At 38.2% G+C, this 24,170-nt stretch carries 23 protein-coding genes, 1 pseudogene and 1 riboswitch; of the genes and pseudogenes, 12 read left to right on the top strand and 12 right to left on the bottom strand.

What is annotated here, in order from left to right:
• Positions 1 to 853: 853 nt before the first annotated feature.
• Positions 854 to 1,564, top strand: coding sequence for a DUF3120 domain-containing protein (locus tag H1P_RS01820; protein ID WP_186375793.1), 711 nt, complete (start codon positions 854 to 856; stop codon positions 1,562 to 1,564).
• A 105-nt stretch (positions 1,565 to 1,669) separates the two neighbouring features.
• On the opposite strand, the gene H1P_RS01815 is transcribed toward H1P_RS01820, so the two are convergent.
• The 3 genes from H1P_RS01815 to H1P_RS01805 are packed head-to-tail and all read right to left on the bottom strand — an operon-like array spanning position 1,670 to position 4,114.
• Positions 1,670 to 2,074, bottom strand: a complete 405-nt coding sequence (locus tag H1P_RS01815; RefSeq protein WP_144863556.1) for an ExbD/TolR family protein — start codon at positions 2,072 to 2,074, stop codon at positions 1,670 to 1,672.
• On the bottom strand, positions 2,058 to 2,714 hold the full coding sequence (locus H1P_RS01810) for a MotA/TolQ/ExbB proton channel family protein (protein ID WP_144863554.1): 657 nt from the start codon (positions 2,712 to 2,714) through the stop codon (positions 2,058 to 2,060). The genes H1P_RS01815 and H1P_RS01810 overlap by 17 nt, the downstream gene beginning before the upstream one ends.
• Before the next feature lie 17 nt (positions 2,715 to 2,731).
• Positions 2,732 to 4,114 (bottom strand): energy transducer TonB, encoded by a 1,383-nt coding sequence (locus tag H1P_RS01805; RefSeq protein ID WP_144863552.1) that lies wholly within the window; start codon positions 4,112 to 4,114, stop codon positions 2,732 to 2,734.
• Between the two features lie 350 nt (positions 4,115 to 4,464).
• Here H1P_RS01805 and H1P_RS38770 point away from each other — a divergent pair, with 350 nt between their 5' ends.
• Positions 4,465 to 4,596, top strand: coding sequence for a hypothetical protein (locus H1P_RS38770; protein ID WP_281291076.1), 132 nt, complete (start codon positions 4,465 to 4,467; stop codon positions 4,594 to 4,596).
• A gap of 90 nt (positions 4,597 to 4,686) precedes the next feature.
• Here the strand turns inward: H1P_RS38770 and H1P_RS01800 are convergent, their stop codons facing one another.
• The 4 genes from H1P_RS01800 to dusB form a co-directional block, all read right to left on the bottom strand.
• Positions 4,687 to 5,511: a MerR family transcriptional regulator gene (locus H1P_RS01800; RefSeq protein WP_144863548.1), complete on the bottom strand. Its 825-nt coding sequence runs from the start codon at positions 5,509 to 5,511 to the stop codon at positions 4,687 to 4,689.
• Between the two features lie 140 nt (positions 5,512 to 5,651).
• Positions 5,652 to 6,023 (bottom strand): hypothetical protein, encoded by a 372-nt coding sequence (locus H1P_RS01795; protein WP_144863546.1) that lies wholly within the window; start codon positions 6,021 to 6,023, stop codon positions 5,652 to 5,654.
• A gap of 258 nt (positions 6,024 to 6,281) precedes the next feature.
• The gene (gene gyrA / locus H1P_RS01790; protein ID WP_144863544.1) at positions 6,282 to 8,858 is read right to left on the bottom strand and encodes a DNA topoisomerase (ATP-hydrolyzing) subunit A; all 2,577 of its coding nucleotides are present in this window, start codon (positions 8,856 to 8,858) and stop codon (positions 6,282 to 6,284) included.
• A 196-nt stretch (positions 8,859 to 9,054) separates the two neighbouring features.
• Positions 9,055 to 10,152 (bottom strand): tRNA dihydrouridine synthase DusB, encoded by a 1,098-nt coding sequence (gene dusB / locus H1P_RS01785; RefSeq protein ID WP_186375792.1) that lies wholly within the window; start codon positions 10,150 to 10,152, stop codon positions 9,055 to 9,057.
• Between the two features lie 102 nt (positions 10,153 to 10,254).
• Between dusB and H1P_RS01780 the strand changes: the two genes are divergently transcribed.
• Both H1P_RS01780 and H1P_RS01775 read left to right on the top strand, forming a co-directional pair.
• Complete coding sequence (locus tag H1P_RS01780) at positions 10,255 to 11,190, top strand: homogentisate phytyltransferase (protein ID WP_144863542.1); 936 nt, start codon at positions 10,255 to 10,257, stop codon at positions 11,188 to 11,190.
• Positions 11,191 to 11,198: 8 nt separating this feature from the next.
• Positions 11,199 to 12,302: a tocopherol cyclase family protein gene (locus H1P_RS01775; RefSeq protein WP_144863540.1), complete on the top strand. Its 1,104-nt coding sequence runs from the start codon at positions 11,199 to 11,201 to the stop codon at positions 12,300 to 12,302.
• Between the two features lie 84 nt (positions 12,303 to 12,386).
• Here H1P_RS01775 and H1P_RS01770 read toward each other — a convergent pair.
• Positions 12,387 to 12,515 (bottom strand): annotated as a pseudogene (locus tag H1P_RS01770) (transposase); the annotation flags it as partial.
• Positions 12,516 to 13,281: 766 nt separating this feature from the next.
• Between H1P_RS01770 and H1P_RS01765 the strand changes: the two are divergent.
• The 5 genes from H1P_RS01765 (at position 13,282) to H1P_RS01745 (ending at position 16,720) form a co-directional block, all read left to right on the top strand.
• Positions 13,282 to 13,851 (top strand): cytochrome b, encoded by a 570-nt coding sequence (locus H1P_RS01765; RefSeq protein ID WP_144863538.1) that lies wholly within the window; start codon positions 13,282 to 13,284, stop codon positions 13,849 to 13,851.
• Positions 13,852 to 14,034: 183 nt separating this feature from the next.
• On the top strand, positions 14,035 to 14,409 hold the full coding sequence (locus tag H1P_RS01760) for a RidA family protein (protein WP_186375791.1): 375 nt from the start codon (positions 14,035 to 14,037) through the stop codon (positions 14,407 to 14,409).
• A 230-nt stretch (positions 14,410 to 14,639) separates the two neighbouring features.
• Positions 14,640 to 15,596: a glycine betaine ABC transporter substrate-binding protein gene (locus tag H1P_RS01755; protein ID WP_144863534.1), complete on the top strand. Its 957-nt coding sequence runs from the start codon at positions 14,640 to 14,642 to the stop codon at positions 15,594 to 15,596.
• Between the two features lie 214 nt (positions 15,597 to 15,810).
• Positions 15,811 to 16,269 (top strand): 50S ribosomal protein L9, encoded by a 459-nt coding sequence (gene rplI / locus H1P_RS01750; RefSeq protein WP_144863532.1) that lies wholly within the window; start codon positions 15,811 to 15,813, stop codon positions 16,267 to 16,269.
• Positions 16,270 to 16,366: 97 nt separating this feature from the next.
• A complete protein-coding gene (locus H1P_RS01745) occupies positions 16,367 to 16,720 on the top strand; it encodes a phage holin family protein (RefSeq protein ID WP_186375790.1) in 354 nt (117 codons plus the stop codon).
• A 388-nt stretch (positions 16,721 to 17,108) separates the two neighbouring features.
• On the opposite strand, the gene H1P_RS01740 is transcribed toward H1P_RS01745, so the two are convergent.
• Positions 17,109 to 18,128: a sirohydrochlorin chelatase gene (locus tag H1P_RS01740; RefSeq protein ID WP_144863528.1), complete on the bottom strand. Its 1,020-nt coding sequence runs from the start codon at positions 18,126 to 18,128 to the stop codon at positions 17,109 to 17,111.
• Positions 18,129 to 18,153: 25 nt separating this feature from the next.
• A riboswitch (cobalamin riboswitch) is annotated at positions 18,154 to 18,368 on the bottom strand.
• 213 nt (positions 18,369 to 18,581) lie between these two features.
• Here H1P_RS01740 and miaB point away from each other — a divergent pair.
• Entirely contained in the window at positions 18,582 to 19,922 is a 1,341-nt protein-coding gene (gene miaB / locus H1P_RS01735) for a tRNA (N6-isopentenyl adenosine(37)-C2)-methylthiotransferase MiaB (RefSeq protein WP_144863526.1), read from the top strand.
• Here the strand turns inward: miaB and H1P_RS01730 are convergent.
• Positions 19,919 to 20,116: a hypothetical protein gene (locus tag H1P_RS01730; RefSeq protein WP_144863524.1), complete on the bottom strand. Its 198-nt coding sequence runs from the start codon at positions 20,114 to 20,116 to the stop codon at positions 19,919 to 19,921. The two genes, miaB and H1P_RS01730, sit on opposite strands and share 4 nt — an antisense overlap.
• 198 nt (positions 20,117 to 20,314) lie before the next feature.
• On the opposite strand from H1P_RS01730, the gene H1P_RS01725 reads away from it, so the two are divergent.
• A complete protein-coding gene (locus tag H1P_RS01725) occupies positions 20,315 to 20,869 on the top strand; it encodes a metal-binding protein (protein WP_144863522.1) in 555 nt (184 codons plus the stop codon).
• A gap of 254 nt (positions 20,870 to 21,123) precedes the next feature.
• Here H1P_RS01725 and H1P_RS38765 read toward each other — a convergent pair whose 3' ends face one another.
• Both H1P_RS38765 and H1P_RS01720 read right to left on the bottom strand, forming a co-directional pair.
• Positions 21,124 to 21,255 (bottom strand): hypothetical protein, encoded by a 132-nt coding sequence (locus tag H1P_RS38765; protein ID WP_281291075.1) that lies wholly within the window; start codon positions 21,253 to 21,255, stop codon positions 21,124 to 21,126.
• Between the two features lie 163 nt (positions 21,256 to 21,418).
• On the bottom strand, positions 21,419 to 22,000 hold the full coding sequence (locus H1P_RS01720) for a Uma2 family endonuclease (RefSeq protein WP_144863520.1): 582 nt from the start codon (positions 21,998 to 22,000) through the stop codon (positions 21,419 to 21,421).
• Between the two features lie 254 nt (positions 22,001 to 22,254).
• Between H1P_RS01720 and glmS the strand changes: the two genes are divergently transcribed.
• A complete protein-coding gene (gene glmS, locus H1P_RS01715) occupies positions 22,255 to 24,147 on the top strand; it encodes a glutamine--fructose-6-phosphate transaminase (isomerizing) (protein ID WP_144863518.1) in 1,893 nt (630 codons plus the stop codon).
• Positions 24,148 to 24,170: the final 23 nt, after the last annotated feature.

The following is a 24,170-nucleotide window of genomic DNA, read 5'->3' as shown; positions in this document are numbered from 1 at the left end:
TTGGTAGGGTTGGTAAAAGGTTAATGGGTAAAGGGAAAAGGAATGTAAAAATAACCTTTTCCCCTTCCCCTTTGTCCTTTCCCCTCACCTCACTCTCGCTCCAATAATTGTTAACCGAACAGTATTGACCCATAGCTTTAGTTGCTCGTATCGCAGTACTTCTTTCTTTGGGGGTAAGTTAGATCTTAGTTGCTTTACACCCTCAATGAAGATTAGAACGAAAATCACGTTCATAAACCATATAAAAGCAAAGCCATAACTAATCATCGTTTTGATACATTCATATACATAGACATATTGGCTGAGATAATTTGAGTCAATTAACCGAAGACAAAAACTCAGAATTTTTTTATCTTAGAAAATAAGAAAAGAGGCATAGCGTAATAAACACTAATACCTCTAAGTCCCACGAACTGTGAACCACCAGCGCGTCAGTGATTAAATGATTCGCTGGCTGGACCTGTAAACGATAGCAAACCTTTTACAGGTCATTCTGAATTTACCACTTTATATTTCAATTGCGCCACTTTTTCATCTAGATATTGTAACTTTAATCTAAACATTTTAACTTTGCTTCTATTTTGTTGCACTCATCTGTAGATGTGAATGCTTTCACTCGACTATTGTCTATACTGAATAAGACTTATTTTTTGCGAGACTTTTGTGAGAAGACCAGAAGACATGACCTTTTAATCGCTTTTTAAGCCTTATTACCTAGTTTTCTGCTTTTTCTTCAGACAAGACCCCTAAAAACACAGTTAATATCAGACCCCTCTGAGAAAACTGTGGTATCTTAAATCAAGTAAAGATAAGTAACAAAGATTAGAAAACCTCCTAGGATTTTATTGAGCTAGTGACATCATCTCCTTCTAAGTATTCCTCCCAAAACCCAAATAGTGTTGTAATTTCCTTAGCCACCCCAGAGCGAGAGCATCAAGCTTGGTGGGTATTCGGTGCAGCCTCCTTTTTAGTTTCTGTACCTGTCTTTTTTCAAGCACCTATTGTTAGGCTATTTCCCTCAATTAGTCTTTTGCTAACTTTGGTATGGGTTGTTTTAGGATGGTTTCTGTATCGACGCTCTCAGACTCGCTGGTGGGGAGATCTAATTCTTGGTTTCAGTTGGAGTTGGCTAGCGGGTTCGATTTATTGGGGTTGGTTTCGTTGGGAGCCTTTAATTCATCTTCCCATAGAAGCTGTTGGTTTACCTTTTGCTTTATTGTGTCTGTGGCGTGGTTGGGGTAAAGTAGGCAACTATTTTTATCTTGGCTCGTTACTGGGAACAGCTATTACTGATGTTTATTTTTATTTGACAGATTTAATTCCTTACTGGCGTAAGTTGATGGATGTCGACCCTGCTTTGGCTTCCCCAATTTTAAAATCGGCTTTGGCTCAGATGCAAACGCCTTGGGGTTTGAGTTGGGCAGTTGTCTTAGTAAATTTATTGTTGGGTATTACTCTCTGTGCATTACAAAATCCCAAGCTTCATTGGTGGGCTTTTGGTGGTGCAGTATTAAGTACTTTGGTGGTAGATAGTTTGTTTTGGATTGCTGCTTATTTTGCGTAAAGAAAGGCAGAAAAAGCAATCGCCTTTGATGAGATTGATGAGAATATTCGATCGAGCTTGGTGTTTTGGTAGGGATTCTCTCACTGGATGTTTAACTGGGTATATCTACTCATTTTTTCTAGCTGCGATCGCTAAACTTGCTTCGGGAATTTGACGTAATCGATCGAGAACATCAACTACCTGACCATGATCGACTACTTTATCTGCGTTAATCACAACCACTTTTGTTTGTTCGGTTTCCATCAAATTTTCGACTTTAGCCTTTAATCGATCGAGTTTTGTAACATCATCACCAACAGTTAAAATACCTTCACTATCAAGACTAACTGTAATTTGCGCGCTTCTTTGTAATTCGACAGTTTCAGCTTGAGGGAGATTTACGGGTAAACCTTCGGAACGAGTTAAAAACAAACTAGAAACAATAAAATAGACCAAGATGGCAAAGATAACATCTATCATTGGCACAATATTAATTTGTGGTGGTCGATCGGGCTCATCGGGTAATCGCATTATCGATCTCTCCTTTTTGTTCGTATTTATCCAAATGTAGCAATTCTAGTTGACTACTAAACTCTTGAATCAAGGCTATTTGTTGCAAATATAATCCGCGAAAGGTACTAGCAAAAAAGAGTGTCACAATAGCGATAACTAAGCCAGCAGCAGTAGAAGTCAAAGCTTCACTAATACCTCCTGTAACTCCCGTAGCTTGAGAAGATTCAATCTCGCCAATTCTCAAAGAAGCCAAAGAAGTAATCAACCCTAGAACAGTACCCAATAGCCCCAACAAAGGAGAAACACTAGTAATGATGTCAAAAGAATTGCTGAATCGCTTGAGTAAAGGTATTTCAGCTTGAGCAGCACTTTCTAAAGCTAAACGAAACTTTTCTGGAGTTGGTCGCTTTAAAGACAAAGCAGCTAAAAAAATACGTGCGATGGGTAGATGCTGATTACGTTTGAGCATTATATCAGCCATTTCAGGGGCTTCTTCGTAGAGATTAAGTCCCTTTTTCAGTACTTTTCCTTGTTTACGAGTCAATTTAAGCCAAAATAGCGATCGCTCTAAAATCATTGCCAAAGAAAAAATTGATAGTCCCAGGAGGGGAAACATTACTACCCCTCCATTTTTAAACAGTTGAAATACAGTTTCCATAAATGTTGCTCTCAATCCTAAAATCTTTGCCAGCTTTCTAGATCTGGTGTAAAGCTTCCTTGGTTGACATATATATTAAAGTTAAATTCCACATCTAATTGCTCATTGGGAAAATTTGCGGGTAAAGCAGCAAAAGGGCCTGCTTTTTGGACTGCTTCGAGAGATTCTCGATCTACTTTGGGTGAACCAGAACTCTGTCTGATTTGTAGCCCTGTAATTTGACCATTACGTTGAATGGAAAAAGCCAGTATTGTCTGACGGTTATCCCCTGGTGATGAGGGTTGCCAATTTCGTCTGACTCTGCGCCTAACTTCTGCAAAGTAAGGACCAAGATCGAGATCTTGTTGAGCATCTACTCCACTAGGATTAAGAGCTTGTTGACTGGCATTTTCTGAAGAATTAAAAAAGAAATCTTCCGAATCTTGAGATAAACTTCGGGAATTAGTTCCCGTCAAAAGACTAGCAGAGCCAGAACCAACGGGGGTTTTTTGTTCTGAAGATGGGTTAGGTGTCGTTTCTGGAACAGAAGTATTTTCAGGAATAGAGGGAGTTTCTGTTGGCGAAGAATCAGTTTCTATGGGTTTCTGTTGGGTTGGTAAATTGCTTGAATTGGTTGCTACAGGGGGTATCTTCGGTTGGGGCGTAGCTGTTTCTGTCTCGTTTGATGGTGTTTCCTCGGGTTTAGGAGCAGGTTGTGGAGAAGGAATTGAGTCAGAGTTTGATTCTGAAAGGAGTGGAGTTTTTTCTGTTGATTGGGGTTTTGATATTACTGGAGGAGCGGGTTTTGGCTCTTTTTGTGGTGAAGGCGGTGATTGTTCCACTAATGGCTGAGATTGTTCAATTGGCTCAGGTTTTGCTGGTAATGGGGTAGTCGGTTTTACTTCTTCTGCTGGAGAAGTATTAGCTATTTTTGGTGCTTTTGGTAGTGAAGGAGGTGGTGTAACTGGTTGAGACTGTTCAACTTGTTGGGGTTTCGATTGAGGAGCAGGTTCTACTTGCGGTGGTGTTGGGGTTTGGGGAGCAACAGCAGTGGATGGTGCGGTTGGTATTTCTGGTGGGGTTACTGGATTTGGTTCGGAGGGAGCAACCTCTTGTTCCGAATTAAGCTCATTAGCAGCAGAAGGGGATTCAGGCTCTATGTTTCCTTTTGCCACAGAATTATTAACTGCTCGACGCTCGGTGTCTGGAGGTGGTTCTGCTGGAGATTCTTCAGGGGGAACAATCACAAAATCAATCGGAGTAGATTCTACTTCCTGGCGTTTAGTAATTGGCGATCGCTGTGAGCCAATCAATAACAATAGTCCTAGTCCGTGAATCAAAACAGATGCCAAGACAAACAGTGAAAAGGCATTGAGTCTAATCTGAATCGGAAGCTTGCTCTTTTGTTCTACAGTTGTCATGGCTAAAACAGACTAGAAAAACTTTTGAGTAATTGGGCAATTTTAATACATTACTTTGTTTGAGTTTAGCGAATATCAAATAATATTTAGAAATACTGTGGAGAGATGATCGGTATTTTGGCTGCGATCGGTATAATTGTTTGAGCTTTTGCGCCAAAAGAAACTACTTTAGCAATTGGTTGTGATACTTAATACTGAATGTCTGGAGATAATTAGTAGCTGTAACAATTTATCAACTCAACCAATGATTTAATTGACATCAATATAGAAAAACAAAAAGCTTATATTTAAAATTAGCTATAAGCCATTAGCTTTCTTGCTATAAGCTTGAATCGCTTGAGACGGAAGAATTGACTGAGGGACACGCACGCCCTATTCCACTTAAAGAAGTGGAGGAGTTAAACCTGGCTTGGAGCTTGGAGCTTAAAGCTGTTAGCTGGTTAAAAACGGTGAGAAAATGCGATCGCATAATAGCAGAATGAGCAGAATGATATCTACGCTCAAAGGAAAGAGAAATAAAGAGTTTTACTTTAATCCTCAATCCTCATGGCTAATAATTAAATTATCCCCGTTTAAGTTTTCTCCACAGGTACTTGCACTTCAGTTACATACTGATTAGGATCGCCATCTCTTTCATACTGCAAATAAACTTCGCGATTTGAACCCACAATTTGATAGCCATTTTTTTCAATCCATTCCAGCAAAGCATTATAAGCTTGTCCCAAACTAGAAAAGGAACCATGATGAACTACACAAGCCATAGTTTCCACTCCTGGTAACTTATAAGTCCAGACTTGTTCTTTATCGGGTACTTCCTCAAAAATAGGAGCAGCCACTTCTACAGGAATATCGCGATCGCGTAATTTGGTATCATGATAAATGGAAATACCACAACCTACTTTTTTCAAACCTTGACTGTAAGCATGATGGTAAACTCGGTCAAAAAGATTGGCAAAAATTGGTTGACAATCTTGATAATTGGGAATAACACCCACTGTAGCAGCAACTAATTGAGCTTCTACTGGTTTGAGTAATACTTCATAGTTAGGCATAGCTTTCTCCTGTTTTAGTTCTTGTAAGCGTGTTTCTAATCTGCTAAGGCGATATCGATCTTGTTCTAATCGTTGCTTGATTTCCAATTGCTTGAGGCGTAACATTCCCTGAATTTCTTCGAGAGCAATATTTTCCGCTAATAATCTGCTAATTTCTTCAAGGGAAAATCCTAATTCTTTAAAGACAAGAATGCGGTTTAGTCTTGGTAATTGAGTAGCAGAATAGTAGCGATAACCAGTAAAGTTATCTACTTTGTTTGGTTTTAATAACCCCAGGCGATCGTAATGACGCAATGTCTTGGTGGAAATACGGGTTAATTGAGCAAAGTCACCTATTCTTAGCATTAGTGACTCCTAAAATGTAGGAACACTTTTAGTTAACAGTTTGTCGTAAGGGGAAAGTCAAGAGAAATTTTGAGTTATTTTAGAGGTTGTTTAAAAAGTAAGTATTACAATAGTTAGAATACATAATTCTGCTAAAAAAGCTAAGATTTTTTATTTCTTTTATACAGAGTAAATCTATCTTCCATTTTTTGACCTTGAATAGTATCAATAGCACTTAGTTTTTTCTCAATATTCTCGAACATTTTATCTGTATAAATTGCGCTATATTGATGACAATAAGGATTAGGATTGCGAATCCAGTTTGTAGTAACAGTAAGATATTTTCCTTCTTTTAGCTCAATTTTTATTTTAAAGTCTTCGCGAGATGATAACTCGGCAATGCTTTGTAAATCACTATTTTCAGAAATGGATTTTTTAAAGATAACATCCCAAATTTCTTGACAGCTACCATCTGGCATTTCTTTGATTTCAGGATTTTTATGAAAAATAATGTCGTCAGCACTGTATTTCATAACTGTTTAATAAAATCTTGCTTAATAATCAAAGGACTTTCACTAAAGCTACGATTGGTAAATTTTGCCAGTATTTCAGACGATAAATTAGACAAATTAAAACTAACTGAAATTTCTTGATAACCTTTATCTTCTAACTGATAAAAAGTTATTTTATTATCTCTCCAGAACCAAAAATCTTAAATCAAGAAACAAAAAAAGGGAAGAGTGACAAGTTTATTCCTCATCCCTCATTCCTCATCATTTATCCCTCAAAATTTATTCTTCTTCATTACATCCTTCTTCATCGCCGACTTCTTCTTCTTCGGCTGATAGAGGTACTAGAGCGACAGCAGCAATCGCATCTTCTTTGTCTAGTTTTTGTACTCTGACTCCTGTAGCAGAGCGAGATTGCATGGAAATAGCCTCTACCGCTTGGCGAATGATGATACCTCGATTGGTGACAATCATTAATTCTTCTTCGGGATTGACTACATGAATAGCTGCTAGGCGATCTTCTTGAGATTTGAATTTGATGGCTCTAACTCCCATCCCTGCACGGTTTTGTAAGCGGAACTTACTTACAGGAACTCTTTTACCATAACCATTATTAGTGATTGTGAGTAACCAGGGTGTGAGATTAGCTTCTTCTGTAATTACTTCTTCACTCTCATCATCTTCATCGTTTTCTGTTACAGAATCAATGATTGCTACTACCTGAGAGGGCAAGATATCCATACTGATTAACTCATCGTCTCCTTTGAGTTTCATCGATTTCACTCCTTTGGTCGATCGCCCTAGGGGACGCAATTGTTTATGATCGGCTTTAAAGTGAATTGCCATCCCGTTACGAGAACCAATTAAGATGCTATCCTCTACTTTCGCTAAACGTACCCATCGTAGCTGATCGCCTTCTTCGAGAGAAATGGCAATCAAACCATTAGAACGAATGTTACTAAATGCTGAAAGGGCAGTTTTTTTGACATTACCGTTTTGAGTCAGCATTATTAAGTAATCATCTTCGGTAAATTCCACTACCGCTAGTACAGAAGTGATTTTTTCTTCTTGGGAGATGGGTAACATCTGTAATAAAGGCGTTCCCCTAGCGGTACGAGATGCTGCTGGTAATTGATAAGCAGGAATGGAATAAACCACACCGCGATCGCTGAAGAACAATACGGTATCATGATCGCAACAGGTTATAAAGTGTTCGATACCATCATCTTCTTTAATTTTGGCTGCTGCTTTCCCTCTAGTAGCACGGCTTTGAGCTTCAAAGGTACTTACGGGCATTCTTTTGATGTATCCTTGCTCTGTTAAAAGGATTACTACTTGCTCGTTAGCAATCAAATCTATATCAAGTAATTCCCCTTCCCCTTGAATAATTTCTGTACGACGAGGAGTAGCGTGAAGCTCTTTGATATCCGTGATTTCTTCAACAATAATGGCGTTAATTCGTTCTCTATTTGCCAAAATATCTCGTAAATCAATAATTTGTCGCTGTAAGTCTTGGTGTTCTGCTTCAATTTTCTCAGCTTCTAAAGCAGTTAAACGACGTAGCTGCATTTGCAAGATCGCATCCGCTTGTAATGCGGATAATCCCAAGCTTTCCATTAACTCAGTTTTTGCTGTGGCTGTGTCGGCTGCGTGACGAATTAAATTAATCACTTCGTCAATTCTACCTAAAGCAATCAACAAACCTTGCAATAAGTGATCTTTTTCTTCGGCTTTTCTTAGCTGATATTGAGTACGTCGGGTGATAGTTTCTATCCGAAAATCACGAAATACTTGCAAAAATCGCTTGATATTTAACAGTTGGGGTTCTTTGCCAACTAATGCCAGCATATTCGCCCCAAAGTTAGATTGAATGGGCGTTTGCTTATAAAGATTATTGAGTACTACTCTAGGATAAGCATCCCGCTTCATTTCGATGACAATTCGCATTCCTGAGCGATCGCTTTCATCTCGAATATCAGAAATCCCTTCAATGCGCTTATCATTAACCAGATCGGCTATTTTTTCAATCAGAGCAGCTTTATTCGTTTGATAGGGAAGCTGAGTTACGACGATTGCTTCTTTTTCTGGTCTTCCTCTGAATCGGATCGTTTCAATATCCGCTACCCCCCGCATGGTAATTGAACCTCGCCCAGTAGTGTAAGCTTCTCTAATTCCCGAACGACCTAAAATTTGTCCTCCTGTGGGAAAATCAGGACCAGGAATATACTTCATCAATTCGAGATCGCTAATTTCAGGATTCTCAATTAAAGCGATCGCTCCATCAATTAATTCTCCTAAGTTGTGAGGTGGAATATTCGTCGCCATTCCCACCGCAATACCAGAAGAGCCATTAAGCAACAACTGAGGTACTCTTGCAGGTAAAACAATGGGTTCTTCTTGCGAACCATCAAAGTTATCAGCAAAATCAACGGTTTCTGCTTCAATATCTCGTAATAAGGCATTAGTCGCTAACGCTTGCAGACGACACTCGGTATAACGCATTGCTGCGGGTGGATCGTTGTCAATCGAGCCAAAATTACCATGTCCGTTGATTAGAGGATTACGCATCGAAAAATCTTGCGCCATCCTTACCAAAGCATCGTAAACTGCCGTATCGCCGTGAGGATGATATTTACCCAATACCTCCCCAACTACACGGGCGCATTTTCTAAAAGGACGCTCTGGGGTCAGCCCCAATTCATACATAGCATAGAGAATACGACGATGGACTGGTTTAAGACCATCCCTAGCATCTGGTAAAGCTCTTCCTACAATTACGCTCATTGCATATTCGAGGTAGGAGCGAGACATTTCGTTACTCAGATCGGTAGGAATGATCCTTTCCTGGGAAGATGTCATAAGGGAAAAAACTCCAAAAACAAGCAAAAAAACCCATTATCTAGGAATAATACGGCTATACTCTTGTGTCAGCCGAAAAATGCCTTTATAATGGTATTTTACCCCTTCATTTTACCATAAATTAGTGACCAATGGATCGATAGGTTATGGCAGAATTGCACAGTCAGCTTTAGCAAAAAACGCGGGTTGATTCGCTCTAGTTTTTAGCGATCGCCATATCGAGTAACTGCCAACCCTGTTCAACACTTTCAATACGAGATAGCCGATCTCTTAATTCGGCTGCACCAGGGAAACCCTTGCAATACCATGCCATGTGTTTGCGAGCTTGAAAAATGCCCTTTTCGCCTTTATACTCCCATAAGCCGATCAGATGTTCTTGAGCGCATTCCAACCTTTCAACAGTGGTGGTGGGTGCTAACCTTTCTCCTGTTTGCAAATAGCGATCGATTTCTCCCACTAAAAAGGGATAACCCAATGTTCCGCGAGAACACATTACCCCATCTGCACCAGTGATTTCTAAGCACTTAATAGCTGCATCCACTGAAAAAATATCCCCATTAGCTATTATCGGAATAGACAAAACTTGTTTCACTTTAGCAATCCATTCCCAGTTTGCCATGCCATTATATCCTTGGGAGCGAGTGCGTCCGTGAAGGGTTAACATAGCTGCGCCAGCCTTTTCCATTCTGGTAGCGAAATCGATAATATTGATTTCCCGATCGTTCCAGCCAAGACGAGTTTTTACAGTTACAGGGACATCCACCGCATCTACTACAGTTTTGACAATGGCTTCAGCTACTTCTGGTTGACGCAATAAAGATGAGCCACCACCTTTTTTAGTAATCTTATTCACAGGACAACCCATATTGATATCAATGGTTTTTGCTCCTTCTGCGACAGCTTTAATCGCTGCTTCCGCCATAAAATCAGGACGACAATCAAACAGTTGAATACTGATAGGTTGTTCGTCTTTTGCGATCGCCATTACTTGAGGTAACTCTCTTAGATGATGGACTTCTTTAGCACTTACCATCTCGGTATACATCATAGAATTGGGTGCATACTTCCTGACTAACCGACGAAATACCAAATCTGTCACTCCTGAAAGGGGAGACTGCAATACTCTACTAGCTACTGTTACCGAGCCGATTTTTAATGGTGTAGCGAATTTGGACATTTTGTTAGTCCCGTCAAGCGGGATAATATGGTTAGTCGTTAGTTGCTCGTTGCTCGTTGCTCGTTGCTCATTTATTTTGACCTTTTTTATTTGTCTTCCTTCCTCCTCATTCCCCATCCCTCATCTCCTCAAGCTCTATCTCTTAAGAAAATAAACAATTTTTAGAAATCGAGGAGAATTATGTTCTACCTTGAAAAAAGACCAATTTTCTAGTCTCCTATGTCTTTTTCTTCCTCATCCCTCATCCTTCATCCTTCATCCTTCATCAAATCTCTCTGGAAATTTTCTCGTCCTCACACGATTATTGGTACAAGCTTGAGTGTTTTGGCATTGTACTTTATTGCTTTGGGTACTACAAACATCCCAATATCCCCATCTAATATAAAGCAAATGCTAGCGGTATGGATTGCTTGTTTATGTGGCAATATTTATATTGTGGGGTTAAATCAATTAACTGATGTTGAGATAGATCGTATTAATAAACCTCATTTACCTGTTGCTTCTGGTGCATTTACGATTAAGCAAGGATGGGGAATTGTCGCTGTAATGGGCCTAATTGCGATCGCCATTTCGGCTTTTTCGGGTACTTGGTTACTGGCTACCGTAGCAGTTAGCTTAATTATTGGTACGGCTTATTCTCTACCACCGATACGTTTAAAACAGTTTCCTTTTTTCGCTGCTTTTTGCATTCTGACAGTGCGAGGAATTGTAGTTAATTTGGGTTTATTTTTGCACTATAGCCAGAGATTCCAAGGACAAGAAGTTATTAACGCCGATGTTTGGCTGTTAACGCTTTTTATTCTCTTATTTACCATTGCGATCGCCATTTTTAAAGATGTTCCCGATCTTGAAGGAGACAAAAAGTATAACATTGCTACCTTTAGTTTAATTTTAGGCAAAACAAGGGTTTTTCAAATTACCTGTGGAGTAATTGCAATTTGCTATTTAGGAATGATTGCAGCAGGAATTATCGGTTTGGATGGTATTAATTCAAGCTTTTTTGTGATTTATCATCTGGTTCTTTTAAGTTTATTATTGTGGCGTAGTGAAGATGTGAATCTAGAAGAGAAAAACGCGATCGCCAGTTTTTATCAGTTTATTTGGAAACTCTTTTTTCTAGAGTATATATTGTTTCCTTTAGCTTGTTTTGTTTGATATTTTTAATGTGTAATACAAATAATTTAGGGTGGGCATTGCCCACCCTACTACGACAAACTCCTCATAATGGTTATCACTGGGATGGCATAGCTAAAAACTATTTTGAAGGTTGGTATTTAAGGCTTACCTTACCAGAAATAGAGCAAACATTTGCTTTTATGTATTCTATAGAAAATCCTCTAGGAGGGAAACATAATAGTGGCGGTGCAGTACAGATTTTAGGTATTGATGAACAATATATATGTCGTACCATTCCTAATGTAAATCAATTTTGGGCTAGCAAAGACAATTTTAGTTTTGGACATTGGAGTAAGTACAACCTAGCAACTAAACCACAGCTTTTATCACCCCAAAAATTTATTAATAATATCAAAGAAGGTTATCAAGTAACTGCTACATCAAATCAAGGTTGTATTTACAATCCTATAAATAAAAACTATTGTCGTTGGCAATACGAAATAAAGCCTTTATCTGGTTGGGGAAATGCCAGTTCAACACAGCAAGCGACCGCAGGATGGCTATCTTATTTACCTATATATGACCCTGGTTGGCAAATTACAATGGCTCATGGTTTAGCTACAGGTTGGATAGAATGGGAAAATAAAAAATATCAATTCGTAGATGTCCCTGCTTATAGTGAGAAAAACTGGGGAACTTCTTTTCCTAAAAAATGGTTTTGGATCAACTGTAATAGTTTTGAAAATCAAACAGATTTAGCTATTACCGCAGGGGGAGGAATTAGACAAATATTATGGTGGTCAGAAGCAGTAGGATTAATTGGCATCCACTATCAAGGAAAGTTTTATGAATTTGCTCCCTGGAATTCCCAAATTAATTGGGATATTAAACCTTGGGGAGAATGGAAAATGCGAGCTTGTAATGATAATTATTCCGTTACTTTAACAGGTCTTACTAATTTACCAGGAACTTATGTGAGAACTCCCACAGCTAAAGGTTTAATTTTCAATTGTCGCGATACTACTAAGGGGAAATTATCTTTAGAATTAAAATCCCACACAGAGGTTATTGTTAAAGCTAATAGCAATCTTGGTGGTTTAGAAGTAGGTGGCTCACCTTGGAGTAATTCGTGGATAGTAAGTAATTTTTGAGCATAAATAGGTAAAAAATTGTGCCATATTTAGCTGTAAGCCTTATCAAAGAAAGTTCGGTTATACCGAAATTATGATGTAAAACTAACTGGAAAAAGCCAAGTTTAAAAAATATCTAAGACTAAAGTTATCAAAATTTATGAAGCCATAGCCTCGTCTTTTAATCAACTTAATTTTGTTATTAATTCCTTCTACTGTACTTTGAATAGTTCGGCAATCGCGCGTTCTTCACGAGTAATGAGTAGTGAAGTTTAGAGTAATGAGTAATACCTCAGCCCAAAGGAGCGAGGATTCAATAATTGAATTATATTTTTATTTTTCGCGCATAAATGCAGGAACGGGCGACTCAAGCATTTGAACTAAATTCAAATGACGCGCCCTCGGCTTTTAACCAAACTTCGGGCTTTACTTATTACTTATTACTCATTACTTATTACAGAGAGCCCGAAGGGCGCAGTAACAATTTCTCCCAACCACCTTCTAGTTGTACCAAAGCTTTGAGGACAATAGTCTTTTGCCTCTCTCAGCCAATCCCCCAGAGAGAATAATCCTTCGACTTTAAGATTTACACCTTTATTTAATACTTAATTTTTCTTGAGATTTTTTATTGGTTTTACATCACAGATTCTGTAGAACCAAAATACTTTGCTTAATTTGCTTCTTAAGTTTTTTATTTGAAAAACATTAACGAGAATAATATATGGCAACGATTCGCACATTTTCTTTCTTAACTTCTTAAATTTCCCTGGAAAAAATTCTTAAGGCACTTAAGATAATTAGAATACAGAACAGCCGACATCTTTAACATTTTTTGAGATCGAGTTTTAATCCGCATTCCACAGCCAAATTTTTCCCCTAGGAAGACAAATTTCTATTCGACAATTCTAAAAAAGCTTTCATAAAAGTTTTATTGTTAAGTTAATCATACAGTTGAGACTTAAGTTGCATCAATCTAAGATAACTTGAGGAGAGAACAACAATGACTCAAGCTTCCAGAACTACCAAACCGAGAAAAAATTCTGCTTTCAAAAATCTGATGTCTATTCACTGGTGGATGTTTTACTGTTACATCATTCTTTTTTTTGGCGGAGCTTCCATGGCACGTTTACCCAGAGATTTTTGGGGACGCAACTCTCTCTATGACTTTCATAAAACTGTGGGAGTACTGACAATGGCGTTATTAACCTGGCGAATTTTAACCCTGTTACAGGTATGGTGGAAAAAGTACACAAAACGTCTGCCTAAGTATAGCCCTGAATGGATGCAAAAATTTGCTCTTCACACCTCTCTTTATACATTTATGTGGGCTGTTCCTGTCAGTGGTTTCTTTTTCTCTAACTCTTTTCAAAGCAACAACGTACGCTTTTTGGGTATAATTTTGCCCGATCTATTTCCTCAAAATAGTGCTTTGGTTGAACTGGGTAGAAATCTTCATTTCTGGTTGGCTTATACTTTCTTAGCTTTTATTATTTTGCACACCCTTGACCAACGAAAAGTAGTTAAAGGGTTTTGGCGACGAATTACAAAACGGCGGACTAAATCAAGCTGATACCGATCGTTCCAATTGATGCGCACAGTCAAGATACGTGCAAAATTAAGTATGGCATATCTAGCTGTTAAGTCTTGCTAGTTATCGCTTTTAAGATAACATAATTGTAACTTTTACTTTCACAAACTAATAAAAGTTGAGTTTGATACAAATATGCCTAGAGAATATATCAATCCAAGCTCTTTGTTTCCAAGTATAAAATTTGGTTTCTCTCAAATAGTTACTACTCAAGGTGGTCGAACAGTATACTTATCTGGTCAGGCACCGTTTAATGCCGAAGAAAAAGTTGTAGGCACTAACCGTAGAGAACAAATGCAACAGTGCTTAAAAAATGTGAAGACAGCATTGGAAGCAGTCGGTGGTTCACTTAAAGATGTTGTAGCTCTACGCATTTATCTAGTTAACTACAACCCCGATACAGAAGGCAATACAATTACAGAAGTGCTGAAGGAGTTTTTCCCTGGCGATCATCCGCCTACAACAACTTGGATTGGCATTTCCACACTCGCTGTCAAAGATTTCTTGATAGAAATTGAGGCAACAGCCGTTCTGGAATAGCATTTTCCGTTTATTGTGCTTTTTTGTTTGCTTCAGTTAAAGTCTTACTACATTGTGGCGTTCCGAAGATGATTTTCAAATTTTATTGCTAAGCAATCTGTTCCACATTCCAAGTCAAGTCTTCACTCGTTTCACAAACCTAAACCATTGTCGTATTTCGATTCAATGTCAATTTAGCGATCGCCTTAACTAAAAGCTCTCAAAATTACTACTTAATTATTTGTTTACCAATGAACGACTTTAATAATTTTTCAAGTTCATCCAGTCGTCGTCAGTTTTTGAAATTTGTTTCCATAGCAGGTACTTCGGCTGCTTTTAGCGTTGCTTTACAAGGAAGAAACACTCCAAATGCGATCGCTAATTCCTTAAAAACTGCCTCAAACAATTCCCCCATTCGTATGGGTGTTGTGGGGTTGTCTTTTTATCGAGTTGTCGGTGGGGTAGTACAGAACGTTTTGGAATCATTAGGACATCAGGTGGAAATAACCGAAGGATCTCATAGTGAGATTTTTCCCATCTTAGGTCAAGAAGATTTAGATATGTTGGTAGCAGTTTGGCTTCCCAACGGACATGGACCCCTGTTTGAAGAATATGACATACAGGCGACTGAACTAGGTTTACTCTATGACGATGCTCGCTTCTTTTGGGGTGTCCCCGACTATCTACCCAACAATATTAAATCTATTGTCGATCTTGCTCGCCCTGAAGTTGCTGCTCAAATGAACCAAGTCATTCAGGGTATTGGCTCTGGAGCAGGTATTACTCGTCTGTCACAAGAAGTTATGTCTCGCTACAATCTAGAAACTGCTGGTTATGAATTTCGCACTGGCACCGAACAGGACTGGGTGGATGCGTTTGACCAAGGAGTAAGTGCAGAAAATGGGATTATTATTCCTTTATGGCAACCGCAATATCTCAACCAAGCTTACGAGATTCGCCGTTTAAATGACCCCTTGGGTGTATTTCCCGAACCAGATAGCTGTTCGTTAGTAGTTACTCAAGACTTCCGCGATCGCTTTCCCCGTAATACTTTAGAAACCCTAAACCGTATCACTTTGGGAGTTGAAGCCGTGACCGAAATGGATTATCTGACTAATGTTGAGGGCTTGTCTCCTCGCGAAGCTGCAACTCGATGGATGGAACAAAACCAAGCGCTCGTTCAATCCTGGCTCACATCTTCTTCTTGATAGAGTTTTGTTACAAAGATGCTGGACATAAGTTGCGATCGCCAATTACGATTATTCAAGGTCAATTAGCAACTGAATAATTACCCAAAATAATAATTTTCTTTTGTAGCAAGACTAGTTAACCAGATTGGCACGACTTTAACTTTTCCTGATAGAATAAGAAGTTCTCAGTCCTAAAAATTATAGTTTCACAGTATTTTTATAGGAGAAAATAATGGCAAAACGTATACCTATCGTCTTGAATGAAGACATATCCAAATTAGGTAAAAATGGCGATTTAGTAGAAGTAGCACCAGGCTACGCTCGTAACTATCTAATTCCCAAAGGTGCAGCCACAATTGCTACCCGTGGCATTATCAAACAAGTAGAAGCCAGAAAAGAAAAAGAAAGACTACGCAAGCTAGCTATTAAGCAGGAAGCAGAAGATAAAAAGACTGCACTCAAAACTATTGGTCGCTTAGTAATTCGCAAACAAGTTGGTGAAGGTAATGCGATCTTTGGTACTGTTACTTCTCAAGAGGTTGCTGACCTCATTAAAGAAAAAGCCATGCTGGAAGTAGACAAAAAAGGTATTGATGTTCCTGAGATTAGCTCTACTGGAGAATACCCAGTGGAAGTTAAATTACACCCTGAAGTTACTGCTATCGTCAATATTGAAGTTGCAGCGTTATAAACCACTTGAAAGTAAAGATTATCTGACATTTGAGAGGAAGAGGAAATTGATTCGCTAAAGTGTAGCTAAGTAATATCATTTAGGAGAATTCCTGGATATGATTCCTCTTCTAATCACTTTATTAGTAACTGCTATTAGTTTGTTGATAATTTCTAAGTTACCCACTGGGGTAGAAATTGATAGCTTTGGTAAGGCGTTCGTCTCTGCTGTCGTATTTGGTGTTCTTAATGCCTTATTACGTCCCATTCTTAGTATTATTGCATTCCCTATTACCCTCATTACCTTTGGTTTGTTTGCATTGATTATTAATGCAGTTATTTTTGGTTTAGCTGCTTTCTTAGTTACTGGTTTTAGACTACGCTGGGGTTTCTGGAGTGCTTTAATTGGCTCTTTTGCTTTGGGTGTAATTAATTCTTTAATCTACAAAATACTTCCTTTGGCTGTAAATTAGCTTTTCAAAAGTATTTAACTTAAATTTTAATTTGTTATCTTGATTTATTGGGATATGACTTAACTTTTTTCATGAAGAGGTCATCTTCCATTATTTTTTGCTTGATAATACTAATTCTCAAAAGTGATTGAAGACTTGGTAGTAGCGCGTTTAGACTAAAATGCTGGGTTAATCCCTTAAGTGAAAAATTGTTTTCCCCGAAGTTTGGTGATTAGGGGGCTTAAATTAATTACCATTACCCAACAAATTAAACTGAATGCGCTACTACAATTTATTTATTCATCTATCCAGCTATTTTTGATGCCTATAACGGTGACCTGCGTTTACCATAATTTAATTGATTAATTTTGTGAGCCAAAATAAAGAGACTCACAAAACCGAACAAACATTAGGGCGCATTCCAAATACGTTGATGATAGTCTTCTAACTTGGCATAAGGATCGCTATTAGCGTGATGATGGTGGGGATCGTGTCCGTGTCCGTGTCCGTGTCCGTGTCCGTGTCCATGTCCGTGTCCATGTTCAGCTTGTCCATCTGCTGCTGCAAGGCGGAATTTGCACATTTCGCAGTTCATTGCCACTTGTCCTAACTGTGCCTCGATTTCTCGTTCTCTGAAGACTTGCAAAAGTTGGGGTGCAATACCCATTTCAGGTAAACAAGCAAAGTCTATATTGGGGTTTTGTGATTCTTGTTGGGCAGTAATATCAAAGATTTTTTCCATTAAAGTACCCGTAAACAGGAAGTAGGGCAACACAATAATCCTTTTTGGTTGATGGAGATAAGCACGACGAAAACCCTCTTCTAGACGAGGATGAGTAATCCCAATAAAGCAAGTTTCTACTGTTTTGTAGCCACTACCCTCCCAAATAATACGAGCTAGTTTATAAACATCACCATTAGCATCAGGATCGCTCGAACCACGACCGACAAATAGCAGTACAGTATCCTCACGGGCAATATTATGGGGATTAGATTCTGGTAGATCTAATTTTATCAGGCGATCGCGCCATAGTTCAATAATTTTGGGAGTAATACCAAAGTGGCGACCATAATTAAAGCTTAATTGGGGATAAGGCTGACGCGATCGATCTAATTCGTTAGTGACATCAAATTTATTGTGTCTGGCTGCAAATAACAGAATTGGTAAAGCGGTAATGTCTGTATAGCCTTGTTTAACACAGGCTTCTACTCCCTGTTGAATTGTGGGTTTGGTTAGTTCTAAAAAACAAGGAATAACGGGACGAGAAGTATCTAATTGTTGATATATTTCGACAAAATCCAGGAAAGTTTGTCTGCCTTTTTCGTTTCTTGTACCATGACCAATCGCTAGCAATGGTCTTTGATAGGGTAAGGTGGATAACTGGAGTGAATTAACGATTGATTTAGGAAAGGAATTCGTAATAACCATCTGTACCTCGCAGATATATTAGTTAATTTGATTTTGTTCATCGGCGGGTATTCTGACTAAGAGGCTTTAGAGATATCTCGCGCGTTCCCTTGCGCGACCGAAGGAAGTCCTTTAGGGTCTTACGCCGACGCGGGGTCGCTCGCCTCATCACAGTTGCGGGACAGCGTTGGATTTACACCATACTTTCCCCATTACTTCTAACGGCTGTTCTCCATTAGAACCGATAACTAGACAACCAGGGCTTTATCATAACCCCAATCACGTATGCCTAATTCAAAAACTTAGCTTAATTTCAATATTGAATAAAGAGTCGTGGTGTCAGAAGTCCCTGTGCAAAGAAACCTGCGCCTTGGAGAAATCAGAAAATCAATGAATTGGTCGATTATGTTATACTTACAAGTCGCAAGAATGTGACTAAAGACAGTTTTTTTCGGGAATGCGATCGCTTATACTATGGATAAAACCAGCAAAAAATATAATATAGTAACTTTCGGCTGTCAGATGAACAAAGCCGACTCGGAACGTATGGCTGGTATCCTTGAAGAAATGGATTTCCAATGGACAGCAGAGCCAGAAAGTGCCGATCTAGTTCTCTATAATACCTGCACTATTCGCGATAATGCAGAGCAAAAGGTTTATTCTTATTTAGGTAGACAGGCAAAGCGGAAGCAAAAAGACCCTAACTTAACTTTGGTAGTCGCTGGTTGTGTAGCGCAACAAGAAGGAGAAAAGCTCTTACGTCGCGTACCCGAATTAGACTTGGTAATGGGTCCTCAACACGCTAATCGTCTGGAGGATTTACTGCAACAAGTATTTGATGGCAATCAAGTGGTTGCTACTGAACCCATTCATATCATGGAGGATATAACTAAACCTCGTCGTGATAGTAAAGTGACGGCATGGGTAAATATTATTTATGGTTGTAATGAACGCTGTAGCTATTGCGTTGTTCCCAATGTCAGAGGTACAGAACAATCTCGTACTCCTGAAGCAATTTTAGCCGAGATGAGGGAGCTTGGAAAGCAAGGCTATAAAGAGATTACCCTACTAGGTCAGAACATTGATGCTTACGGTAGAGACTTACCAGGAAGCACCCCCGAAGGTAGACACAAACACACCCTAACAGATTTACTTTACTACGTTCATGATGTGCCTGGGGTAGAACGCATTAGGTTTGCTACCAGTCATCCCCGTTATTTTACTGAAAGACTAATTAAAGCTTGTCAAGAATTGCCCAAGGTGTGCGAACACTTTCATATTCCTTTTCAGTCTGGAGACAACGATATCTTAAAAGCTATGAAGCGGGGTTATACCCACGAAAAATATCGTCGTATTATAGATACCATTCGTCAGTATATGCCCGATGCTGCCATTAGTGCTGATGCTATAGTAGGCTTCCCTGGAGAAACTGAATCACAATTTCAAAATACCCTCAAACTAACTGAGGATATCAGCTTTGATATGTTAAACACGGCTGCTTATTCTCCTCGTCCTGGAACCCCTGCTGCGCTATGGGATAATCAGTTGAGTGAGGAAGTTAAAAGCGATCGCTTACAAAGAATAAATCACTTAGTAGGTATTAAAGCAGAAGAACGTTCCCGACGCTATCTTGGTAGAATTGAATCAGTTTTGGTAGAAGATATTAACCAAAAAGATACTACTCAAGTAATGGGTAGAACCAGGGGTAATCGTTTAACTTTCTTCCCTGGAAATATTGAAGAGTTGAAAGGTAAAATTGTTAAAGTCAAAATCACGGAAACTCGACCCTTTAGCTTAACTGGGGAAATTGTTTAATTTGATGATTCTCGATCGGCAAAAAGAATGCTAGCTATCGATTTTTCAGTGCGTTTTTCTCGCCACAACCAGTGATTATCTTGACCATGTTTCTTCAGAAAAGCGATCGCCTTATCAATTTTTTCGTCTAATTCTGTAATATCGGTAAAGGTATCTCCTATGGTTACTGGATAATTAATTTGTTGTTTAATCACAAGATAATCTGAAGCAATTATATAACAACCAGCAGAGCCAGCATCACTAATAACACCATGATTTTATAATAGTAGCGATCGCGATCGTAATAAATTATTAAAATATTTATTTCTGGCAATACTTTAAAATAATCTTTCTTACTTAAGAGTTATTGTTGTATCTTGTAGCAAAACTCGATTGATCGCCAGCAATTACCAATGCCTTCAGGAAAAACTCACGATCGCATTACTCTTTGGATATTACCTTGGACAGTCTGCGGTAGTTACATCTTAACCCGCAATGGAGAATTAACCCTGTTGTTTTCAGGAGGCTTTTTGTTCAGTGGTTTAATGTTTGGCCCAGATTTAGATATTTATTCCGTACAGTTCAAACGTTGGGGAATATTGCGTTGGTTGTGGCTTCCCTATCAAAAATTACTCCATCACCGTTCTTTTTTATCTCATGGTTTTATCTTAGGTACAGTAATTAGAATTATTTATTTACTATTGTGGTTGTTTATTTTGGGGTCTTTTTTCGTGGCTATAGCGCAATTAATTATAGGTTTTAATTGGAATTGGCACACTTTTATTGTTAAGCATTTTAATTTAATTATTACAGAATATCGGCAAGAAGCGATCGCCATTTTTACTGGATTAGAATTAGGTTCAATGAGTCATTATTTTAGTGATTGGCTTGGTTCAGCTAATAAAAAGAAACAAAAAGCACAAAAACCCAAGCCTAAAGTGAAAAAAACAAAAAACTCAACAAGATGATTTTTCAAGCTGAGCTTTTTAGAACTATTAATTTTGAGTAAAACTAATTAAAATTATCAAAGATAGTTTTCAAAAGACGTTTTTGAATTGCTAGCGTTTTTAAAACTTCTTTATCTGCTTCAAAAGCTGGGATACCCAAAAGCTGAATATCGTATTTTTTACCAATTTTAAAACCACTAGCTTTTAAACTATTTTCATATTCTTTGGGAACTGGTATATTTTCAAGCCAATACTCTCCATGAATTGTTTTATTATCATAAAAAGCAATACCATAATTTACCTTTTTTGTAACGAAAAAACTTAATTTGTCTGGCTTTACGCTGTTTTAATCCCGCGACATCCGAGACTAAATCCCCCGCACCGAAAATAAATCCTAAATCAAACATAATAAATTTTTCTGATAACAACTAAATATTAACTACAAAATTAATCCAATATATTGTCGCCATATTATTGCTAATTTAATTTTGACTATTAAAGTTGAATTTATCTTCTAAAAAAATAATTGAAAGTGATCTTAATCACCATAGTTGCTCAAGATAGTTAGGCTCATTCCCAAATAGCATCTAACTCAACAACTAATCCAGGTAAAATATCATTATTAGCAATAGTATTGGGATGTTCTAAAAGTTCTTTCGCTTTTCCTGGCTGATAAATCTCTACTTGCTTACTTTGAGGATTAATTAACCAACCCAAACGTACTCCATTATTAATATATCCTTCCATCTTTTTTTGTAAAGTAACCAAACTGTCAGTAGGAGACTTTAACTCTAAAACAAAATCGGGAGCGATGGGAGCAAAACCTTCTTGTTCTTCTTTGGTAAGACTATGCCATCTATCAATAGTAATCCAACTGACATCAGGAGAACGTTTAGCACTATTTGGTAAAGTAAAACCAGTAGAAGAATCAAACACTACTCCTGATTTAGATTGCTTATTCCAATACCAGAATTGTCCTACTAAATCTGAATTTCGTCTACCTGTATTACTCCCTGTTGGTGACATAATAATTAACTCCCCTTGACTATTAGTTTCTAGTTTTAACTCAGGATTAAGAGCGCATAATTGCTGGAAATGTTCATCAGTAATTGGCTCTGTTGAAAGTTTTAAATTGAAAGTATAAGTATTCATGATTAACTAAGTTATAAAAGGACTATTATTAATTTTAAGCTTGAATATTAAATTAAATTCGATAAACCCTATCAAGTTCTCATGGTTACTTCAAATGAAACTCTTTTCATCAACTATTACATTCAAATGTCTAAGAAAATCTCTCTATAATTACCATTCCACAGCAAAAGATCAGAAACAAATCTATACAAAGTCGCCGAATCTGTGAAATTACGCTACAACTGATAACTAATGATTGTCATGGTACTTAATTTATGTGTGGGATAGTTGGGTATATTGGGACACAAACAGCAAAAGAAATTTTAGTCTCTGGCTTAGAAAGACTAGAATATCGGGGTTATGACTCAGCAGGAGTAGCTACTATTTCCGAAGGGAAGCTAGAATGCGTCAAAGCCAAGGGAAAACTCTATAATCTACGAGAAAAGCTAGAACATAGCATTAGCATTAATGATGCTCAAATCGGTATCGGACATACTCGCTGGGCGACTCATGGTAAACCAGAAGAACACAATGCCCATCCTCATCTAGATAGTAACCTGAACGTAGCCGTGGTGCAGAATGGCATTATTGAAAACTATCGAGAGCTAAGAGAAGAATTAAAAAGTAAAGGGGTAGAATTTAGTTCCGAAACCGATACAGAAGTCGTCCCTAACTTAATATCTCAATATTTAAACGATTCTAACTTATCTTTATTAGACGCAGTACAAAAAACTATTGCTCGCTTGGAAGGGGGATTTGCGATCGCGATTATTGATGCAAATAATCCTTATGAACTTATTGTAGCTCGTCAACAAGCACCTATTACCCTCGGTTTTGGACAGGGTGAATTTTTCTGTGCTTCTGATGTCACTGCCCTATTACCCTATACTCGTGCTGTTTTAACGCTAGAAAATGGTGAAATAGCCCGTCTTACTCCTTTAGGAGTAGAAATATATACTTTTGCAGGAAAAAGAGTCAATAAATTCCCCCGTACTCTCGATTGGAATCCTGGACAAGTAGAAAAACAGGGTTTCCGTCACTATATGCTCAAGGAAATCCACGAACAACCAGGAGTCGTACGTAGCAGTTTAGAAACCTATCTTAATCCTAATTGGCACGTTTCGGAAAATCCCGATTTTAGTCCCATCAACTTAGGTTTATCATCGCAACTATACGAAAACACTGATTATATTCAAATAGTAGCTTGCGGTACGAGTTGGCACGCTAGTTTGATTGGAAAATATCTTTTAGAACAACTTGCAGGTATTCCTACTACAGTAGATTATGCTTCTGAGTATCGTTACTCTCCTAAACCAGTAATTCCCAAAACCCTAACTATTGGTGTTACCCAATCAGGGGAAACCGCCGATACCATTGCTGCTTTGGAAATGGAAAGAGCCAGACGCAGTAAACTAGATAGCAAATTCCAAGCACAACTACTAGCAATTACTAACCGTCCTGAAAGTACTATAGGACAAATATGTAACCATATCATTAACACCCAAGCAGGTATCGAAATTGGTGTTGCAGCAACCAAAACTTTTATCGCCCAAGTACTAGGCTTTTACTATCTCGCTCTAGACCTTGCTTATCATCGTAAAACTTTATCAAATGAACGTATTAGCGAAATTATTGAAGGATTGCACCACATACCCGATAGTATCGAAAAAACTCTCGAAACTCAAGATAAAGCGATCGAAGAATTAGCACATAACTTTACCCAGGAAACCGAAGATTTTATCTTTATTGGGCGTGGTATCAACTTCCCCATCGCTTTAGAAGGTGCGCTAAAACTCAAAGAAATCTCTTACATTCATGCAGAAGCCTATCCCGCAGGAGAAATGAAACATGGTCCTATTGCTCTGTTAGATCATAAAGTACCAGTAGTAGCTGTTGCAATGCCTGGAAGTGTTTACGAAAAAGTGATATCCAACGCCCAAGAAGCCAAAGCCAGAGATGCACGTTTAATCGGGGTAACATCTGCTATGAATTCTCAAGAAGCAGCACATACTTTTAATGATTTGTTAACTGTACCAGAAGTAGAAGAGTTATTATCGCCGATTTTAGCGGTGATTCCTTTGCAACTATTGTCTTATCATATCGCTGCGATTAAGGGGTTAGATGTCGATCAGCCTAGGAATTTAGCCAAAAGTGTCACTGTTGAGTAAGTACAAAGGAACTTAGAAATAAA

This window comes from Hyella patelloides LEGE 07179, assembly GCF_900659865.1.
GTDB lineage: Bacteria > Cyanobacteriota > Cyanobacteriia > Cyanobacteriales > Xenococcaceae > Hyella > Hyella patelloides.
This window is presented reverse-complemented; position numbering and strand designations above follow the sequence as displayed.

Bases quoted from the DNA above. Each gene is read 5' to 3' on its own strand.
- H1P_RS01800 (WP_144863548.1), bottom strand. From the start codon at position 5,511: ATGCTAAGAATAGGTGACTTTGCTCAATTAACCCGTATTTCCACCAAG.
- H1P_RS01740 (WP_144863528.1), bottom strand. From the start codon at position 18,128: ATGGTTATTACGAATTCCTTTCCTAAATCAATCGTTAATTCACTCCAG.
- rplI (WP_144863532.1), top strand. From the start codon at position 15,811: ATGGCAAAACGTATACCTATCGTCTTGAATGAAGACATATCCAAATTA.
- H1P_RS01805 (WP_144863552.1), bottom strand. From the start codon at position 4,114: ATGACAACTGTAGAACAAAAGAGCAAGCTTCCGATTCAGATTAGACTC.
- miaB (WP_144863526.1), top strand. From the start codon at position 18,582: ATGGATAAAACCAGCAAAAAATATAATATAGTAACTTTCGGCTGTCAG.
- H1P_RS01745 (WP_186375790.1), top strand. From the start codon at position 16,367: ATGATTCCTCTTCTAATCACTTTATTAGTAACTGCTATTAGTTTGTTG.
- H1P_RS01815 (WP_144863556.1), bottom strand. From the start codon at position 2,074: ATGCGATTACCCGATGAGCCCGATCGACCACCACAAATTAATATTGTG.
- H1P_RS01810 (WP_144863554.1), bottom strand. From the start codon at position 2,714: ATGGAAACTGTATTTCAACTGTTTAAAAATGGAGGGGTAGTAATGTTT.
- dusB (WP_186375792.1), bottom strand. From the start codon at position 10,152: ATGGGGAATGAGGAGGAAGGAAGACAAATAAAAAAGGTCAAAATAAAT.
- H1P_RS01780 (WP_144863542.1), top strand. From the start codon at position 10,255: ATGTCTTTTTCTTCCTCATCCCTCATCCTTCATCCTTCATCCTTCATC.
- H1P_RS01775 (WP_144863540.1), top strand. From the start codon at position 11,199: ATGTGTAATACAAATAATTTAGGGTGGGCATTGCCCACCCTACTACGA.
- glmS (WP_144863518.1), top strand. From the start codon at position 22,255: ATGTGTGGGATAGTTGGGTATATTGGGACACAAACAGCAAAAGAAATT.
- H1P_RS01755 (WP_144863534.1), top strand. From the start codon at position 14,640: ATGAACGACTTTAATAATTTTTCAAGTTCATCCAGTCGTCGTCAGTTT.
- gyrA (WP_144863544.1), bottom strand. From the start codon at position 8,858: ATGACATCTTCCCAGGAAAGGATCATTCCTACCGATCTGAGTAACGAA.
- H1P_RS01720 (WP_144863520.1), bottom strand. From the start codon at position 22,000: ATGAATACTTATACTTTCAATTTAAAACTTTCAACAGAGCCAATTACT.
- H1P_RS01795 (WP_144863546.1), bottom strand. From the start codon at position 6,023: ATGAAATACAGTGCTGACGACATTATTTTTCATAAAAATCCTGAAATC.
- H1P_RS38765 (WP_281291075.1), bottom strand. From the start codon at position 21,255: ATGTTTGATTTAGGATTTATTTTCGGTGCGGGGGATTTAGTCTCGGAT.
- H1P_RS01725 (WP_144863522.1), top strand. From the start codon at position 20,315: ATGCCTTCAGGAAAAACTCACGATCGCATTACTCTTTGGATATTACCT.
- H1P_RS01765 (WP_144863538.1), top strand. From the start codon at position 13,282: ATGACTCAAGCTTCCAGAACTACCAAACCGAGAAAAAATTCTGCTTTC.